This window comes from Protofrankia sp. CiP3 (assembly GCF_917627345.1).
GTDB lineage: Bacteria > Actinomycetota > Actinomycetes > Frankiales > Frankiaceae > Protofrankia.
On sequence record NZ_CAKJTM010000103.1, the window covers coordinates 1 to 14963 of the forward strand.

Annotated in this window: 16 protein-coding genes and 1 CRISPR repeat array; of the genes, 7 read left to right on the forward strand and 9 right to left on the reverse strand. The window is 67.3% G+C overall.

Features of this window, described 5'->3' with window-relative positions; translation table 11 throughout:
* Positions 1-180: 180 nt before the first annotated feature.
* The 3 genes from MJ797_RS22350 to nadA all read right to left on the reverse strand — a co-directional run bounded on the left by MJ797_RS22350 (position 181) and on the right by nadA (position 3093).
* Positions 181-1158 (reverse strand): aldo/keto reductase family protein, encoded by a 978-nt coding sequence (locus MJ797_RS22350; RefSeq protein WP_239340789.1) that lies wholly within the window; start codon positions 1156-1158, stop codon positions 181-183.
* A gap of 97 nt (positions 1159-1255) precedes the next feature.
* Positions 1256-1861, reverse strand: coding sequence for a DUF3043 domain-containing protein (locus tag MJ797_RS22355; protein WP_239340791.1), 606 nt, complete (start codon positions 1859-1861; stop codon positions 1256-1258).
* Positions 1861-3093, reverse strand: coding sequence for a quinolinate synthase NadA (gene nadA, locus MJ797_RS22360; protein WP_239340811.1), 1233 nt, complete (start codon positions 3091-3093; stop codon positions 1861-1863). Before nadA ends, MJ797_RS22355 begins: the two co-directional genes overlap by 1 nt.
* Before the next feature lie 429 nt (positions 3094-3522).
* Here nadA and MJ797_RS22365 point away from each other — a divergent pair, with 429 nt between their 5' ends.
* Complete coding sequence (locus tag MJ797_RS22365; protein WP_239340825.1) at positions 3523-3906, forward strand: iron-sulfur cluster assembly accessory protein; 384 nt, start codon at positions 3523-3525, stop codon at positions 3904-3906.
* Positions 3907-4091: 185 nt separating this feature from the next.
* Entirely contained in the window at positions 4092-5096 is a 1005-nt protein-coding gene (locus MJ797_RS22370; protein WP_239340827.1) for a carbohydrate kinase family protein, read from the forward strand.
* Here the strand turns inward: MJ797_RS22370 and MJ797_RS22375 are convergent.
* From MJ797_RS22375 to MJ797_RS22385, 3 genes are read right to left on the reverse strand one after another with little or no spacing between them, the layout of a single operon-like run.
* Positions 5072-5404, reverse strand: coding sequence for a sulfurtransferase TusA family protein (locus MJ797_RS22375; RefSeq protein ID WP_239340829.1), 333 nt, complete (start codon positions 5402-5404; stop codon positions 5072-5074). The two genes, MJ797_RS22370 and MJ797_RS22375, sit on opposite strands and share 25 nt — an antisense overlap.
* Positions 5401-6549 (reverse strand): cysteine desulfurase family protein, encoded by a 1149-nt coding sequence (locus MJ797_RS22380; protein ID WP_239340831.1) that lies wholly within the window; start codon positions 6547-6549, stop codon positions 5401-5403. The genes MJ797_RS22375 and MJ797_RS22380 overlap by 4 nt, the downstream gene beginning before the upstream one ends.
* A 45-nt stretch (positions 6550-6594) precedes the next feature.
* Positions 6595-7191, reverse strand: a complete 597-nt coding sequence (locus MJ797_RS22385; RefSeq protein ID WP_239340833.1) for an isochorismatase family protein — start codon at positions 7189-7191, stop codon at positions 6595-6597.
* 120 nt (positions 7192-7311) lie between these two features.
* On the opposite strand from MJ797_RS22385, the gene MJ797_RS22390 reads away from it, so the two are divergent.
* Positions 7312-8130 (forward strand): DUF3097 domain-containing protein, encoded by an 819-nt coding sequence (locus MJ797_RS22390; protein WP_239340845.1) that lies wholly within the window; start codon positions 7312-7314, stop codon positions 8128-8130.
* 131 nt (positions 8131-8261) lie between these two features.
* A complete protein-coding gene (locus MJ797_RS22395) occupies positions 8262-9074 on the forward strand; it encodes an N-acetylmuramoyl-L-alanine amidase (protein ID WP_239340847.1) in 813 nt (270 codons plus the stop codon).
* Positions 9075-9284: 210 nt separating this feature from the next.
* Positions 9285-9608: a CRISPR direct-repeat array (repeat unit 36 nt; unit sequence GTTTCAATCCGACTCGGAAAGTTCCTGCCCTGCGAC).
* A 599-nt stretch (positions 9609-10207) separates the two neighbouring features.
* Here MJ797_RS22395 and MJ797_RS22400 read toward each other — a convergent pair.
* Together MJ797_RS22400 and MJ797_RS22405 are read right to left on the reverse strand one after the other, a co-directional pair.
* Positions 10208-10633: an NADAR family protein gene (locus MJ797_RS22400; RefSeq protein WP_239340852.1), complete on the reverse strand. Its 426-nt coding sequence runs from the start codon at positions 10631-10633 to the stop codon at positions 10208-10210.
* A 4-nt stretch (positions 10634-10637) separates the two neighbouring features.
* On the reverse strand, positions 10638-12074 hold the full coding sequence (locus tag MJ797_RS22405) for a helix-turn-helix transcriptional regulator (protein ID WP_239340855.1): 1437 nt from the start codon (positions 12072-12074) through the stop codon (positions 10638-10640).
* Between the two features lie 484 nt (positions 12075-12558).
* Here MJ797_RS22405 and MJ797_RS22410 point away from each other — a divergent pair, with 484 nt between their 5' ends.
* From MJ797_RS22410 to MJ797_RS22420, 3 genes are read left to right on the forward strand one after another with little or no spacing between them, the layout of a single operon-like run.
* Positions 12559-12753, forward strand: coding sequence for a hypothetical protein (locus tag MJ797_RS22410; protein ID WP_239340858.1), 195 nt, complete (start codon positions 12559-12561; stop codon positions 12751-12753).
* Positions 12750-12995 carry a hypothetical protein gene (locus tag MJ797_RS22415; RefSeq protein ID WP_239340868.1) on the forward strand — a complete coding sequence of 82 codons (246 nt, stop codon included), beginning with the start codon at positions 12750-12752 and terminating at the stop codon, positions 12993-12995. Before MJ797_RS22410 ends, MJ797_RS22415 begins: the two co-directional genes overlap by 4 nt.
* On the forward strand, positions 12992-13918 hold the full coding sequence (locus MJ797_RS22420; RefSeq protein WP_239340880.1) for a radical SAM protein: 927 nt from the start codon (positions 12992-12994) through the stop codon (positions 13916-13918). Before MJ797_RS22415 ends, MJ797_RS22420 begins: the two co-directional genes overlap by 4 nt.
* Here the strand turns inward: MJ797_RS22420 and MJ797_RS22425 are convergent.
* Positions 13915-14913, reverse strand: a complete 999-nt coding sequence (locus MJ797_RS22425; protein ID WP_239340882.1) for an IS5 family transposase — start codon at positions 14911-14913, stop codon at positions 13915-13917. The two genes, MJ797_RS22420 and MJ797_RS22425, sit on opposite strands and share 4 nt — an antisense overlap.
* Between the last annotated feature and the right edge of the window lie 50 nt (positions 14914-14963).

Consider the following 14963-nt stretch of genomic DNA (forward strand, 5'->3'; position numbering starts at 1 on the left):
ACACCTACCAGCGCGGCATCAAGATCTCGAACAAGGAGATGAAGGTGTTCGAGGCCCGCTACCTGGCACGACACGACTTCCACGGCAACTGGAACTACACGATCAAGGCCTTGCCGGACCAGGACGCGACACGCCCGAACAGCCGGGAGTAATTTTTACGCGAGCCCTTAATACGATTTGTTACACGATGTTCGGGTCGGTGATGACGACATCGCCGAGCACCGCGTCGATCCGGGTCAGGACCTCCGGGTCCAGCGTCACTCCAGCGGCCTTGACGTTCTCGTGAACCTGCTCTGGCCGTGACGCTCCGATGATCGCTGACGCCACATTGTCGTTCTGCAGCACCCAGGCGACGGCCAGCTGCGCGGGGGACAGGCCGATGTCGGCCGCGACCGGCAGCAGGCCCTGGACCCGAGTGAGAACCTCGTCTCCCATCAGCCGCCGGATGAAACCCGCGCCGGAGCCGCTGGCCGCACGAGTCTCCTCCGGCGGCGGGGCTCCTGGCCGGTACTTGCCGGTGAGCACACCCTGCGCGACCGGTGACCAGACGAGCTGGGAGATGCCGGCGGCGCGGGAAGCGGGGATGACCTCCGCTTCGATCTTCCGCCACAGCATCGAGTACTGCGGCTGGTTGGAGATGATCTGGTCGAAGCCGGCCGCGGCGGCGATCTCCACCGCGGCGGCGATCTGCGGGGCGTCCCACTCCGAGACACCCACGTAGAGCACCTTGCCGGCCCGTACCAGGTCCTCGAAGGCCCGCAGGGTCTCCTCCAGAGGCACGGTCGGGTCGTAGCGGTGTGCCTGGTAGAGATCGAGATGATCGGTGCGCAACCGCCGTAGCGAGGCGTGGCAGGACTCGATGATGTGCTTGCGCCCCAGACCGCGATCGTTCGGGCCGGGCCCAGTCGGCCAGAAGACCTTGGTGAACAGCTCGTACGATTCGCGCCGTATCCCCTCCAGGGCCTCACCCAGCACAACCTCGGCCTTCGTACCCGCGTACACGTCGGCGGTGTCGAAGGTCGTGATCCCGCTGTCCAGCGCGGCGCGTACGCACGAGAAGGCCTGATCCCGTTCGATCTGATCGCCATGGGTGAGCCAGTTGCCGTACGAGATCTCGCTGACGTTCAGCCCACTGCGTCCCAGCCGTCGATGCTCCACCCAGCCACCCTATGATTGCCGGCACAGAGCTTGAGGCCCGGGTCGTACCGGCGCGTCTCGCTCTGTGCCGGCATCACCTGACCACCGCGCGCGTCCGTCACCCGTTGCCGACGCGGGTGACGTGGGGCCGCGGCATCCGCCAGCGGGCCGGCAGCAGGGCGCGCTGCACGCTGTACGCGCGTACCCGGACCGTCGAAGCCGGGTATTTCTCGGCAACTCTGCGGCTGACCTGACGGGACAGCACGATCGAGTCGACGGCCACAGCGAGGATTCCCAGCAGCATCAGGTAGGTGGCGATGAGCCGGACGTACACGTTCGGGACGAGCCCACCGACGAAGTACACCGCCGCGGCGACCAGGAAGAACGGCCCCACGTTGCGGCGGGTGTCGACGAAGTCCCGGGCCAGCACACGTTCGGGGAGACGCTCGCGCGGGGGCAGTCTGCTGACGTCCCCGGACATCATCCCGGCCCGGTACTCCTGGCTCTGGCGACGGCGTTCCGCACGGGACCGGGTACGCGCGTCCTTGCCTGAAGCCGGGGCCGCGAGGACGCCACCACGGGCGCGTGCCGCGCGTGCCGCGCTGCGCTTCGGGGTCGGGCGTCCCTTGCCCGGCTCGTTCCCGCCACCGCCGGGCGCAGCCCCGTCGGTGGGTGGGGCGGCGGGCGTGGGCGACGCCGTTGCGCGTCGTTTCAACAGGGCCATCAGGGGAGTGCCAGCATCTGGTCAAGGGCCTTCCGGGCGTGGGCCGCGACATCGGGGTCGACCGTGATGCGGTTGACCGTCTCGTCGCGGGTGAGGGACTCGAGCGCCCACACGAGGTGGGGTAGATCGATACGGTTCATCGTCGAGCAATAGCACACCGTACGGTCCAGGAAGACCACGGTCTTGTCTGGATGCCGATGCGCGAGCCGTTGCACCAGGTTGAGCTCTGTGCCCACGGCGAAAGCGCTACCGGGCGGCGCCTCGTCGACGACCTTGATGATGTATTCGGTCGAGCCGACCATGTCCGCGGCGGTGACGACGTCGTACTGGCATTCCGGATGGACGAGCACGGTGACGTGGGGCAGGCGGGCGCGGACCTCGTCCACGCAGGCGCGGCTGAACCGGCCGTGTACCGAGCAGTGCCCCTGCCAGAGGATCATCCGCGCGTCGCGCAGCTGTGCCGTCCCGACACCGCCGCCGGGACGGCGCGGGTTGTAGACGACACAGTCGTCGAGCGACATGCCCATCTCCAGCACCGCGGTGTTGCGGCCGAGATGCTGGTCGGGCAGGAACAGCACCCGCTGGCCGCGGCGCTCGGGCCCGAACGCCCAGGCAAGAGCCCGGCGGGCGTTGGACGACGTGCAGATCGTGCCGTCATGCCGCCCGGTGAACGCCTTGATCGCGGCTGTGGAGTTCATGTAGCTGACCGGCACCGTGTCCTCGGCGAGGCCCGCGTCCGCCAACGTTTCCCAGGCCTGCTCGACCTGCTCGATCGCGGCCATGTCGGCCATGGAGCAGCCGGCGGCGAGGTCGGGCAGGATCACCTGCTGATGCTCCCCGGTGAGGATGTCCGCGCTCTCGGCCATGAAGTGCACGCCGCAGAAGACGATATGGCTGGCCTCGGGACGGGCCGCGGCCTGCCGCGCGAGCTTGAACGAGTCGCCGGTCACGTCGGCGAAGGCGATGACCTCGTCGCGCTGGTAGTGGTGCCCGAGCACGAAAACGGAGTCGCCGAGCGTCGCCCGGGCCGCCGCGGCGCGGTCGACCAGGTGCGGATCGGACGCGGGCGGCAGCGCGCCGGGGCAGTCGACCCCGGGCTCGCTGCCGGCATCGGTGGCGCGGCCGAGCAACAGCATCGCAAGCGGATTCGGGAGTATCGGTGGCGGCGCCGCGACCGGCGGCCCGACCGGCGGCGTACTGGCGGCGCGGCCGAGCGCGGGATTGATCGTCATGCTCGCTCCTCCGGTCGACCGGCCGATGGGGGCCTGGCCGCCTAGCCTGTGCGCGAATGGTCGATAAGACTCTAACTCGCTATGCGCGCACGTGTCGCCGTCGGCGGGAGGAGTTCGCGATCACAGCCCCCCGGTCCGTGCTTGGTCGTCCGCGGCGCTCCTGCGTACGATGGGAAGGCGATCGCGGCGTGCGGTGTTGCAGGTAGGTGTTGGGGGTGACGGCTACCGCCGCGATGGCATGAACGGCGGCATTCACCTGAATGGCGATGTTTACCGGCATCTCACGCGGTCGCGTACCGAGCGCGGCCGCTGGCGTGGGGCACACCAATACCGGCCAGACCTGACAACAAGGGCTCGCTGGCCCACCGATGTGCGAGCATGGATTTTCGCGCACTCGCGGGCCCCAAGGGAACCTAGGGAGCAGTCTCCATGACCGTCCAGGACGCGACGACTGACACCGTGACCGGCACGGACACCGTGGCTCGGCCGAATACCGTCATCCTGACCGACGTGGCCTCGAGCAAGGTGAAGAACTTGCTTGAGCAGGAAGGTCGGGACGACCTCCAGCTGCGGATCGCCGTGCAGCCCGGTGGCTGTTCCGGCATGCGGTACCAGCTCTTCTTCGACGAGCGTCAGCTCGACGGCGACACCGTGCTGGACTTCTCGGGTGTCAAGGTCGCGGTCGACCGGATGAGCAGCCCGTACCTCGGCGGCGCGACGATCGACTTCGTCGACACGATCGAGAAGCAGGGCTTCACGATCGACAACCCGAACGCGGCGGGCTCCTGCGCCTGCGGCGACTCCTTCCACTGATCATATTGCCATGGGGCCGGGTTCGTCCCGTTCCGGCGCGTCAGGGATAGGCAGATGATGGTGTTCGCCTCGACCGGTTTCCGGCTGGGGCGAGCACCATCGCCATGTTCCGGTGGATGTCGCGGCGCCCCGAAGATGAGGCTTTCCGCCAGCGAGCGGCTGTCGACCGGGTAAGCTCGCGTGTCGTGCGCATCGCCGTGACAGGTTCCATCGCCACTGACCATCTCATGCGTTTCCCGGGGCGGTTCGCCGACCAGCTTCTCCCCGACCAGCTTGAACGGGTGTCGCTGTCCTTCCTGGTTGATGATCTGGTTGTCCGGCGCGGGGGAGCGGCGGCCAATATCTGCTACGGCCTCGGGCGGCTGGGGCTTCGCCCTGTCCTGGTGGCCGCGGTCGGTGAGGATTTCGCCGACTACCGTTCGTGGCTGGATCGCCACGGAGTGGACACGGATTCGGTACTGGTCAGTGATCTTTTTCACACGGCTCGTTTCGTGTGCACGACCGACAGCGATCTGTGTCAGATTGCCTCCTTCTACCCGGGCGCGATGAGCGATGCTCGCCTGATCGAGCTGGGACCGATCATCGAGCGCCTCGGTGGTCTGGATCTGGTGGTGATCAGCCCGAACGACCCCGAGGCCATGCTCCGCCACACCGGCGAGTGCCGGGATCGCTCCATCGCGTTCGCCGCCGACCCGTCCCAGCAGCTTGCCCGCATGGACGGCCCGGAGATCCGCCGGCTTGTCGAGGGGGCCACCTGGCTGTTGTGCAACGCATATGAGAAGAGTTTGCTGGAGAGCAAGACCGGCTGGTCGGATGCGCAGGTACTGCAACGCGTAGGGACGCGGGTCACCACCCACGGCGCCGACGGCGTCTCGATCGAGGCTGTCGGCGAGCCACCGCTCCACGTACCGGTCGTGCCGGCCAGGGTGACGCCCGATCCGACAGGGGTCGGTGATGCCTTTCGTGCCGGTTTCTTCGCCGGTCTCGCCTGGGATCTGCCCCAGCAGCGGTCCGCGCAGCTCGGCTGCCTGCTCGCGACACTCGCGTTGGAGACGATCGGCACCCAGGAGTACGACACCATCCCGGACGACCTGGCCAAGCGGCTTTTGGAGAGCTATGGGCCCAACGCCGTCGCGGAGATCGCCCCACATCTCCCGGTGAGTGATCAGGAACAGCGGCGGACGAGGTAGGCCGTTCCCCCGCTGGCCAGTTCGCGGGTCGCGACCAGCGTGTTGGCGCGCATCCGGCACCAGGCGGGGATGTCATACGCGGCGGCGGGGTCGTCCGCCCACAGCTGTAGGTCGGCGTTGACGTCGACCTCGCGGATCCGGCGTGCGAGCTCGATGACGGGTAGTGGGCACCGGTGCCCGCGGGCGTCCACGGTGAGCTGGCTGCCATCCCACGCGGCGCCGTGGCCGGTGTGGTCGGTGTGGCCGGCGGCACGGTCGTCGTGGCCGCTGTGGTCGGCGGCGCTCGTACCGGCGTCGGATGGCGTCACAGGCTGACAGCCCCGGCTCGCTCCCGGACCCGGGCAACCGCGTCCGGCAGGACCGCCAGCAGGGTGTCCACATCTGCTGTGCTGGATTCACGACCGAACGACACGCGGATGTTGCCCTGGGTCAACGCGCCCATCGCCGCCAGCACGTGGCTCGGGGCGAGCGTGTCCGATACGCAGCTCGATCCGCTGCTGACGGCGATCCCCGCCCGGTCCAGCTCCCCGAGCAGCGACTCCCCGTCCACGTACAGGCAGGAGAAAGTAAGCAGATGCGGCAGCCGACCGGCCGCATCAGGGTCGCCGAGCAGCTCGACATCCTTGACGAGGCGGGGGATGCGGGTGCGCAGCCGCTCGATGTAGCCGGCCAGGCGCGGCGTCTCAGCGGTGATCTCAGCGGCGCGGGCATGCAGGGCCGCGGCCGTCGCGACGATGGCCGCGACGTTGGGGAAGCCGCTCACCCGGCCACCCTCGCGTTCGTCCGCGGGCAGCGGGTTGACCCATCGGCACCCGGTCCGTACCACCAGGATGCCGACCCCCGCCGGCCCGCCGAACTTGTGCGCACTGGCGCTGAGCAGATCGGCGCCCAGGGCGCGGACGTCCACGGGGATCCGCCCGACCGACATGGCCGCGTCCACATGCAACGGGACGCCCGTGGCGTGCAGCACGCCCGCGGCCGCGGCTACCGGCTGAATGGTTGCGACCTCGTGGTTGGCATGTTGCAGGCTTGCCAGGGCGGTATCCGGCGGGGGAGCGAAATCCGCCGGGTCGACCCGGCCGAACCGGTCCACGCCGACGGTGTCGACGGTGCCGCCGGCGTCTTCGTGCCACTGCGCGGCGTGCAGAACGCAGGAGTGCTCAACGGCGCTGACCAGCATCCGTCTGCCTGACCGGCGGCGGGCCTGGGCCGCGCCGAGAACCGCGAGCTGGGCCGCCTGGGTGCCGGACGAGGCGAAACTGACCTCGTCGGGGCGGGCACCGATGACCGCCGCGACGGTCTCCCGCGCGGCGTCGAGCAGCAGGCGGGCGCGGCGGGCGTCGCGGTACAGGCGGGCGGGGTCCGCCCAGCCGTCGTCGAGGGCCGCCAGCAGCGCTGCACGGGCCGCGGGATGCAGGACGGCCGTGGCCGCGTGGTCGAGGTAAGCCGGCACGTTCCCACGGTATTGCGGCGGCCGTGTTGTGGCGGCCGTGACCGTTCACTGGTCGGGAACCACCACGACGCCGGCGTCGCGCAGATCGGTGATGGCCCGCGTGTCGTCGCCGGGCTGGAGCGTGACGAACCGGGTCAGCGCGAGCGGCACCACCACCTGGTAGCCGAGTGCCCGCCCGTCCAGAGCCGTTGCCTTCACGCAGTAGTCCCCGGCGAGGCCGACCACGACAATCGTGGTGATGTCGCGGGTAGCGAGAATCCGGTGGAGCTCGGTCGCCTGCGCGGCGTCGGTGAGCGGATCCCGGACGGTGAATCCCGAGTAGCCGTTCTCGCCGCCCGTCCCTTTACGGACCACCGTTCCGTCCACCCGCAGCATCGGATGCAACCGTGCGCCCACGCTCTCCCGCACGCAGTGCGGCGGCCAGATGCCTCCGCTGGTGGAGAAGTGCGGGGTGGTGGGCGGATGCCAGTCCTGGGTGTAGACGACCGGCGATCCCGCCGCCACCGCCTGCTCGATCTCGGCGTTGACAGCCGGTATGATCTCTTCGCCGCCGGGGACGTACAGGCTGCCCTCGGGCGCGGCGAAGTCGTTCTGGATGTCGATCACCAGCAGGGCGACACCCGGTCGGTATCTCTCGGTCATAGGTTGATTCTGGGACGTCGGCCCAGCCGCGGCGCGCGCGCCCGCGCGTTCGGATCCACGGGTGAACGACGGGGCACGCGGACGACCCGTGCCCGCGAACGGCCGGGCTACAGTAGGCGGGTGCGCAGCAGAGACTACGGGCCTGATGTGCTGGCGCGGGAGAAGCGCACGCGGCCCGCGCCGCCGCCCACGGTCGAGGCGGACCGGGAGCTGGTGGTTGAGGACGCCGCCACCGGCTTCTGCGGCGCGGTTGTAGATGTTGAAGCGGGCGGTGTGCTGCTCGAGGACCGGCATGGCCGACGCCGGGCTTTCCCGCTTGAGCCCGGGGCCTTCCTGCTCGACGGCCGGCCGGTAACGTTGATCAGGCCCCAGCGGGCGGCACCCACGGGCCCCGCCCGCACCGCGTCCGGCTCCGTGGCCGTTCGCGGCCACCCGGCGCGGGTCGCGCGGGCGAGCCGGATCTACGTGGAGGGGCTGCACGACGCGGCGCTCGTCGAGCGCATCTGGGGTGATGATCTTCGGATCGAGGGTGTCGTCGTGGAGTCCCTCGATGGCGTGGATGATCTTCCCGCTGTCGTCGCGTCCTTCCAGCCGGGGCCGCGCCGCCGCCTCGGGGTCCTCGTCGACCACCTAGTTGCCGGTTCCAAGGAGAGCCGGATCGCCGCGGCTGTGACCTCACCGCACGTGCTGGTGACCGGGCATCCCTACATCGACATCTGGCAGGCGGTGAAGCCGGCTTCCGTGGGCATCGCGGCCTGGCCGCGGGTGCCCCCGGGCGAGCCGTGGAAAGAAGGCGTGTGCCGCGCACTCGGGGTCGCCGAGCGGGTGGACATGTGGCGTCGGGTGCTCGCCAGCGTGCGCTCCTACACCGACATCGAGGTGGGTCTTCTCGGCGCGGTCGAACGCCTCATCGATTTCGTGACAGCGGCGGCCCCGTGACGACGGCCATCCTCGCCCCGCGGGCGCATGTCGCGGGCATGGCCGCCGTGACACGTGTCCCCCCGGCTGCCCGCGGCCGGCAAGCCGTGCTGGGGCGGCGCTAGATGCCTTCGTGGCCGCGAGCGTTCGCTGTGGCCGTCACGGTTTTCGTAATAATGGTCGGGGGCTTCGCGGCCCGCGGTGTGTTACCCAGTTTGTCCAGTTTGCCCGGGTTCATGGCTCGGCAGCGGACGGATGCCGCCGCCGCGGGGCTGTCGCCGCCGGGGCAGAGCTCCCTGCGGGGACGCACGGTCCTGCTGGACCCCGGGCACAACGGTGGGAACGCGGCGGCCGCCGCGGTGATCGCACGCAAGGTGGACGCGGGCGGCATCGACAAGGAGTGCGACACCGCGGGTGCCGAGACCAACGCCGGATACCCGGAACACGCCTTCACCTTTGACGTCGCAGTCCGGGCCGCCGCGATCCTGCGTGAACGCGGTGCCACGGTCGTGTTGACCAGGACGGACGACTCCGGGGTCGGCCCGTGCATCAACGAGCGGGCGCGGATCGGCAACGACGCGCATGCCGATGCTGCGGTGTCCGTGCACGCCGATGGCGGGCCGCCGGACGGCAGCGGGTTTCACGTCATCGCCCCGAGCCTCGGCCCGGATGGCGGGAACGCCGCGATTATCGCTCCATCAGCACGGCTGGCGGATGTGCTGCGGAGCAGGTTCGAACGGAACACCGGCGAGCCCCGGGCCGACTACATCGCGGACGCCGGGCTGTCGTTCCGCGCGGACCTCGGTGGGCTGAACCTGTCACGGGTGCCCAAGGCGTTCGTCGAATGCGCCAACATGCGCAACCCGGACGACGCCGCCCGAGTCTCGGACGCCACCTGGCGCCAACATGCCGCGCGGGGTATCGCCGACGGCATCACGGCCTTCCTCGTCCCGTCCGCGTCCTGACCGGTCCCCCCGCGCTTCCGCCGCCAGGCCAGGCTGATTGTTTCCGGTTGGCGGCTTCCGGGAAACAGCTGGCTTCAGAAAACAGGCCGCCAACGGCATGGAAAAATGACTGAGCATCTTTCGGCCCGCTGAGCGAAAAATCGAACGACCGGAAGAAGAACGCCGCTCGAAGGCAGCACGCCGTGAAGCGGAACTGAGTCGGGCGGTACTGGGACCGCCCACCTCGGAAAGTTCCTGCCCTGCGACGGCATTCCCCGCTCGATGGTTGCGCTTGAACACCAGTTTCAATCCGACTCGGAAAGTTCCTGCCCTGCGACGACCCAACCCTGCTTCAGGTCCTGGTGGCGTTCACGGTTTCAATCCGACTCGGAAAGTTCCTGCCCTGCGACACGCAGATGAAATACCGTCAATAGCAACGGCCGAGTTTCAATCCGACTCGGAAAGTTCCTGCCCTGCGACGGCATCGAGCCGGACGGGAGCTTCCAGATCGTTCTGGAAGTTTCAATCCGACTCGGAAAGTTCCTGCCCTGCGACAGTACCACCGATCCTGGGGGGTCTGAGCTGCGGGTTTGCAAGATCCTTCCAGAACCTCCCGGCGGGGGCTGTGGATAAACTGATCCAAAAGGATGATCGTTTGTGTTTGTGCAGGTCACAGGGATATCGATCTTTGCCAGAACCTCCCCGGTTTGTCGGCGTGTTGGAGGTTCTGGATGTCGATCAAGGTTGAGTTGTTTGACGGGATCGCGAAGTTGTGCACATGACTTGTGATCATTGCTTGCCTGGGAGACGTATCCGAAGGGCATGACCAGAGCATGCCGCGACCTGGCCGGCGTCCGTCCAGCCAGCCAGGACCGTAGGAGTCGCGTCCCTTCGCTGAGCCTCACCGCAGCCGCCCTGACCGTGTTGGCCCGCTGCCGTTCCCCGGCCCACCAGCCGCCGCAGCCTTACTCACCCCACTGGCTATCACAGAACGTGACTGGCAGTGTTCCGGTCAACCCGGTAACCAGCCACCACGCACGTTACCCACAGTGAGAAAGCACCGGCAGGGCCCGGACCCCACGCCAACACCGGCTCCCGCTCCCTCGCATCACACCATCTACCTGCATAAACAGACTTTGCGGGTCACTCTGTGCTTACCTCTCGTCTCGTATCTTCATCCAGAGTTTGCCGAGCACATTTTGGCCAGAGCCGTCCGCGCCTTCACCCCAGAAGTAGTCGGTTGGCGAATCCTCGACGATGTCTTCATGACCGCTCTCCCGTAAGGCTTCCCGAGCTTCTGGGTGCTGCGCGAATTTGGCCCGTAGGATTTCTTCCACGACTGCTACCTTCTTGCTGTCCCAGTCGGGGTCTTTGGCGTCCTTGTACGTCTCTTTCGCCAGCGCCTTGGCCTGGAGCGGACTGCGGGCACAGCGAATCGCTTCCCTGCCATCGGGGTCGGTGCATTTTGCCGCCTGATAAGCATGCTCGCAGGTTGGGTAGAGCTTTCCTCGAAATTCAATGGCATGGGCGGAGAAGTTGTTGAAGATGTAGAACTTGGGCGTATAGAAGTGGATGGGCATGGGCTCAGGTGTCCTCGCTGCCGAGATCGTCGAGCAGCGCCGCGACAGCTCGTAGTCCTCGATGCGGCACCAGCTCGGTGCCTACGCTCTTGATCTCTCCAAGAATACGTCTCGCCCCGGTGCTTCGAGCTACTGGCAAGGCGGCGTGAGCGGTGCTGGCTGCTTGTTCGGGCTGCCCGGCCGCAACGTGGGCCGCCGCGAGCTGGCTAAGCGCAGCCGCGCGATTCCGGTGGTAGACCGCTGGCAGGGTACGAAGCCCTTCCTCGTACAAGGCGATCGCCCTCTTCGGCTGACCCGTTGCTAACCAGCAGCTCGCCCGCTGAATCTCGATGTGGCTCGACGTGCAGTACGAGCCGTGCCCATCCCGGGCGTCGCCTACGGTGTCGGTCGCTGCCCAGATGTGCGCTTCGTCCAAGAGCCGTTGCGACCGTCGCTCGTTGCCGTCCAGCGCGTGACCGTATGCCTCCTGGACGCGGATCGCCGCCCGCATCGGCGTCTCCAGTTGCTCCTCATCGCGACGCGCGGCTTGGGCGAGCCCGATCACCTGGGCGGTGTCGTGGGCGGTGGCCGCTTGTTGTGACCGGCGAAAGACGGTCCAGGCCAACATGCTCTGGTCGCCGGCTTGGTAGGCCCATTCCATGGCCCGGCTGGTCCAGTACCGCGCTGGGGTGAGGCTGCCGGAGTCCTCGTAGAGCCAAGCTGCGGATTCGGCGTACTTGGCGGCAAGTCGAACGGCTTCGGTTCGAGGGTCGTCGCGCAGCGACGATTGCAACGCTTCGAGAATAGCGATCTGCGTGAGGACGCTAGCCAGGGCAAAGCGCGGGCCAAGCAAGTTGTCGGTCCTGACCAGGGCGTGCCACTGCTCGCGAAGGTGGCTCAGAATCTCATCCACATGGGTCGGTGAGGTGATGGCCAGCCGCTCGACCGGGCCGGGTGTTTCGATCGCCGATTGGGTCGGCCCGACCTGGCCGAAATCGAATGCCTCCAGTAACGTACCAACACCGGCTTGGAGCAAGACCCGACGATCGAGGGGCACGAGCACCTCCCGGCCTTCGATCTGGAGCTGCAACATCATCGTACTCGCCGCGCCGCCAGCGATGAACGAGCCAGTTGCGGTCGCCGGGGCCGTGAGCTGCTGGTACTGAGCGATGCGCTTGTGTTCCATCCGCCGGGCGACGTCGGCTTGCCGCTCGCGAGTCAGGGTCTTGAGGTCCTCGTAGGCCCGGAGCAAGGCCCCCTGCGCGTCTAGCGCCTGATCACAACGTTCCCAGAACATGCGGCTACAGGTCTGGCGTCCGGTCTCGACATTGGCGATGGTGCTACGCCCGTAGTGAATCCTGGGGGCAAGCTCCTGTTGCTTGAGGCCGGCAGCGTCCCGATAGGCCGCAAGCTGCCGCCCGAGCGCATGCTTGGCTTCGGTGATCGCTTCCGGGGCAATCATGGCTGGTCCAGCCTTTCGAACAAGATCATGTTGGGCGGTCGTGTTCGGAAATTGTCGCAGGCCGTTCCCCGGTATTCCCGACACGGATTGTCGTGCGATTCGATCAGTTGCGTCACACCCCGGAGCGGACGGAGGACGAGATGTAAAGCGGGCACCGGGGCGGACGCTGGGGTTACCCCATTCGCCTCGGTGTCGTTCACCGGGAGGAGGACGGGGCTCATGCAGTCGCGTACCGCGCTCGCGGCCCAGCCGCAGCCTCGTCACGCGCCTGATGGCTGCCCGGTCGTCGTCGGCTGGATTGCGTGTTTTGCCGGGCCGACATGGCGTGTCCCTCTTGGCGGTTCGCCCACATGTTCTTGTCCGAGGCGGTCACGCTGCCTCCAGCCACAGACGAAGCGACGCGGGAGCTACCAGCGGTGAGTCAACCATCCTTGCCCAGCCGGCGACCGGGCGCACAGCCCGCAACCGAGGAGAGGTACGAGGGATGGTTCACGCGATAGGGCTCGCTGAGGAGCAACCGCGGATTGACAGCCTGGCCGACTGGGGACGCTGCGTTGGCCAGATCGTGTGGGACGAGGTGCACGGCTGGCTGCACATCGACGGTTGGTACGCCTGCCGCGATCCAGGCAACGGAGCGCCGCGCGAGGTCATGGCCGCTCCGGCCGAGGGACAGCCATGAGTCGCGCCGATTTTGAGCTTTTGTACCAGAACTACCTAACGCTGCGCGAGCAGGCGGACGAGGACTGGAAGCGCGTCGCGCGTATCTCGGCACTGGTCGCGGAGCAGTTCATGAACGACAGCCCACACAGTGGAGACGTCCAGGCGCTGAGCGTCAGTTTCGTCAGCGCCACCCAGAAGACCCGCGAGGCCGTGGCGCAGTACCGCGCCTGGCTCGTCAAGCAACAAGGAGGCGGAACATGAGGCGATCCCTCATCGTCGACACACACGCCAGCTCGTGTTACTTCCGCACGTCGGTTGGTGGCGACGGGCGCAAGGCGCTCATCCAGATCACCGAACGGTGCAACCTGCACTGCGCGCACTGCTTCGTCTCGTCCGGCGACTACGGCGACCACATGCGATTCGAGGACATCGTGGAACGCGTGCTGCCCCGGCTGCGGCGGGCACGGGTGAAACGACTGACGCTGACGGGCGGTGAGCCGTTCGTCCACCCGTCGCTGATCGAAATCTGCACGGTGATTGCCGACATGGGGCTGCCGCTGGGCATCTGCACCAACGCCACGCAGACGACCGACGAACAGATCGGGTACCTCAAGCACCTGGGCAACGTGCACATCAACGTGAGCTTCGACGGCTTCCGCCCGGAGAGTCACGGGAAGTTCCGGGGCAACCAGGCCTCGTTTGCAACGACGCTCGCCACAACGCGGAAGTTCGCCGAAGCCGGTCTGCTGCAAGGGTTGCTGTCGACGCCAAACGCGCTGACCGACGTCGAGGAGTTTACCGACCTGTGCGAGTTTGCCGTGGAGGTCGGAGCCGAGTATGTGCTCATGAACCCCCTGTCGTCGTTCGGGCGTGGAGTCAAGAGCCAAGGCCGGCTCGCGGCCGACGAGGACAAGATGCGGGCCATCCAGGCTGCGACGGAACGGTTCCGGGAGCGCGGCCTGGATCTGACGCATATCCGCTTCCCCAACGACGACAAGCCGCTCGGGGGCTGCGACATCGGCAAGCTCATCTACGTGTTCGTCGACGGGCAGCTCGCGGTGTGTCCCTACATCGTGTTCGCGGCACGGACGCCGCGGTCGAAGTACCCGGATACTGCGTTCATGGCGGGCAACATCTTCGAGCACGAGGTGGGGCCGGAACTAGGCCGTGTTTCCTTGATCTAGCATGAGCTCCGCGACGACAGCACGCGGTCACGGAGCCAGATCTTGATCGAGGCAATGTCGACGGTGGCCTGGTACATGTAGTCCCGCTTGTCGTATCTGGTGGCGACCGCCCGGAATTGTTTCAGTTTATTGATGCTACGCTCGGCGACGTTGCGCAGTTTGTACAATTCCTGGTCGAATGTAGGCGGTCGTCCGCCCCGGCTGCCGAGCTTCTTCCGGTTGCGCACCTGGTCGTCGCGTTCGGGGATGACCGCTTTGATCTTTCGGCGGCGCAGGTACGCCCGGTTCGCCCGACTGGAGTATGCCTTGTCCCCCAGTAGGTGGGAGGGGCGGGTCCGAGGTCGGCCCACCCCACCCGAGCGGCGGATGCGGATGCCGGACATGACCGACTCGAAGGCGGTCGTGTCGTGGCGCTGTCCCGGTGTCGTCACCCGGGACCGCGGGCGGCAACGGGCGTCGGCGGCGAGGTGCACCTTGGTCGTGTAGCCGCCGCGGGAACGCCCCAGGGCCTCCCTTCCGTCCGATTCGTCCCGGCAGAACAGGTCCTTCTTGTCCGGGTACGCGGCCACGAGGTCCTTCGCGGGTGCGTACCCGGCGCCCGCAGCGTGCTGGTGGACGCGGATGACGGTGGAATCGACGGCGACCGGCCAATTCGGGCGTTTCTCGCCGCCGCGGGCGGCAGAGTCGTTCCCATTATCCCCTTCATATAACTTACGATCTATATCGCAAGAAATATCGGATTCTGTACGGAGAGCGTCGAGGATGCGGTGCCAGGTGCCGTCCGCCGCCCACCGCCGCTTGCGCTTGTAGAGGCTCTCCCAAGGGCCGTATCTGTCGGGCACGTCCCGCCACGGACAGCCGGTCCGTTCCCGGTACATGATCCCGTTTATCACCTGGCGATGGTCGCGCCATCGGTTGCCGTGGCGGGGGTTGCCGGGGAGGTGCGGTGTGAGGAGTTCCCACTCCTCGTCCGTCAGATCATGTCGATCTTCCATTCAAGGTAATCTACCTGCCACTTCTAGCTATCGCATGGTCAAGGAAACAC

Bases quoted from the DNA above. Each gene is read 5' to 3' on its own strand.
- MJ797_RS22355 (WP_239340791.1), bottom strand. From the start codon at position 1,861: ATGGCCCTGTTGAAACGACGCGCAACGGCGTCGCCCACGCCCGCCGCC.
- nadA (WP_239340811.1), bottom strand. From the start codon at position 3,093: ATGACGATCAATCCCGCGCTCGGCCGCGCCGCCAGTACGCCGCCGGTC.
- MJ797_RS22365 (WP_239340825.1), top strand. From the start codon at position 3,523: ATGACCGTCCAGGACGCGACGACTGACACCGTGACCGGCACGGACACC.
- MJ797_RS22385 (WP_239340833.1), bottom strand. From the start codon at position 7,191: ATGACCGAGAGATACCGACCGGGTGTCGCCCTGCTGGTGATCGACATC.
- MJ797_RS22400 (WP_239340852.1), bottom strand. From the start codon at position 10,633: ATGCCCATCCACTTCTATACGCCCAAGTTCTACATCTTCAACAACTTC.
- MJ797_RS22405 (WP_239340855.1), bottom strand. From the start codon at position 12,074: ATGATTGCCCCGGAAGCGATCACCGAAGCCAAGCATGCGCTCGGGCGG.
- MJ797_RS22410 (WP_239340858.1), top strand. From the start codon at position 12,559: ATGGTTCACGCGATAGGGCTCGCTGAGGAGCAACCGCGGATTGACAGC.
- MJ797_RS22415 (WP_239340868.1), top strand. From the start codon at position 12,750: ATGAGTCGCGCCGATTTTGAGCTTTTGTACCAGAACTACCTAACGCTG.
- MJ797_RS22420 (WP_239340880.1), top strand. From the start codon at position 12,992: ATGAGGCGATCCCTCATCGTCGACACACACGCCAGCTCGTGTTACTTC.
- MJ797_RS22425 (WP_239340882.1), bottom strand. From the start codon at position 14,913: ATGGAAGATCGACATGATCTGACGGACGAGGAGTGGGAACTCCTCACA.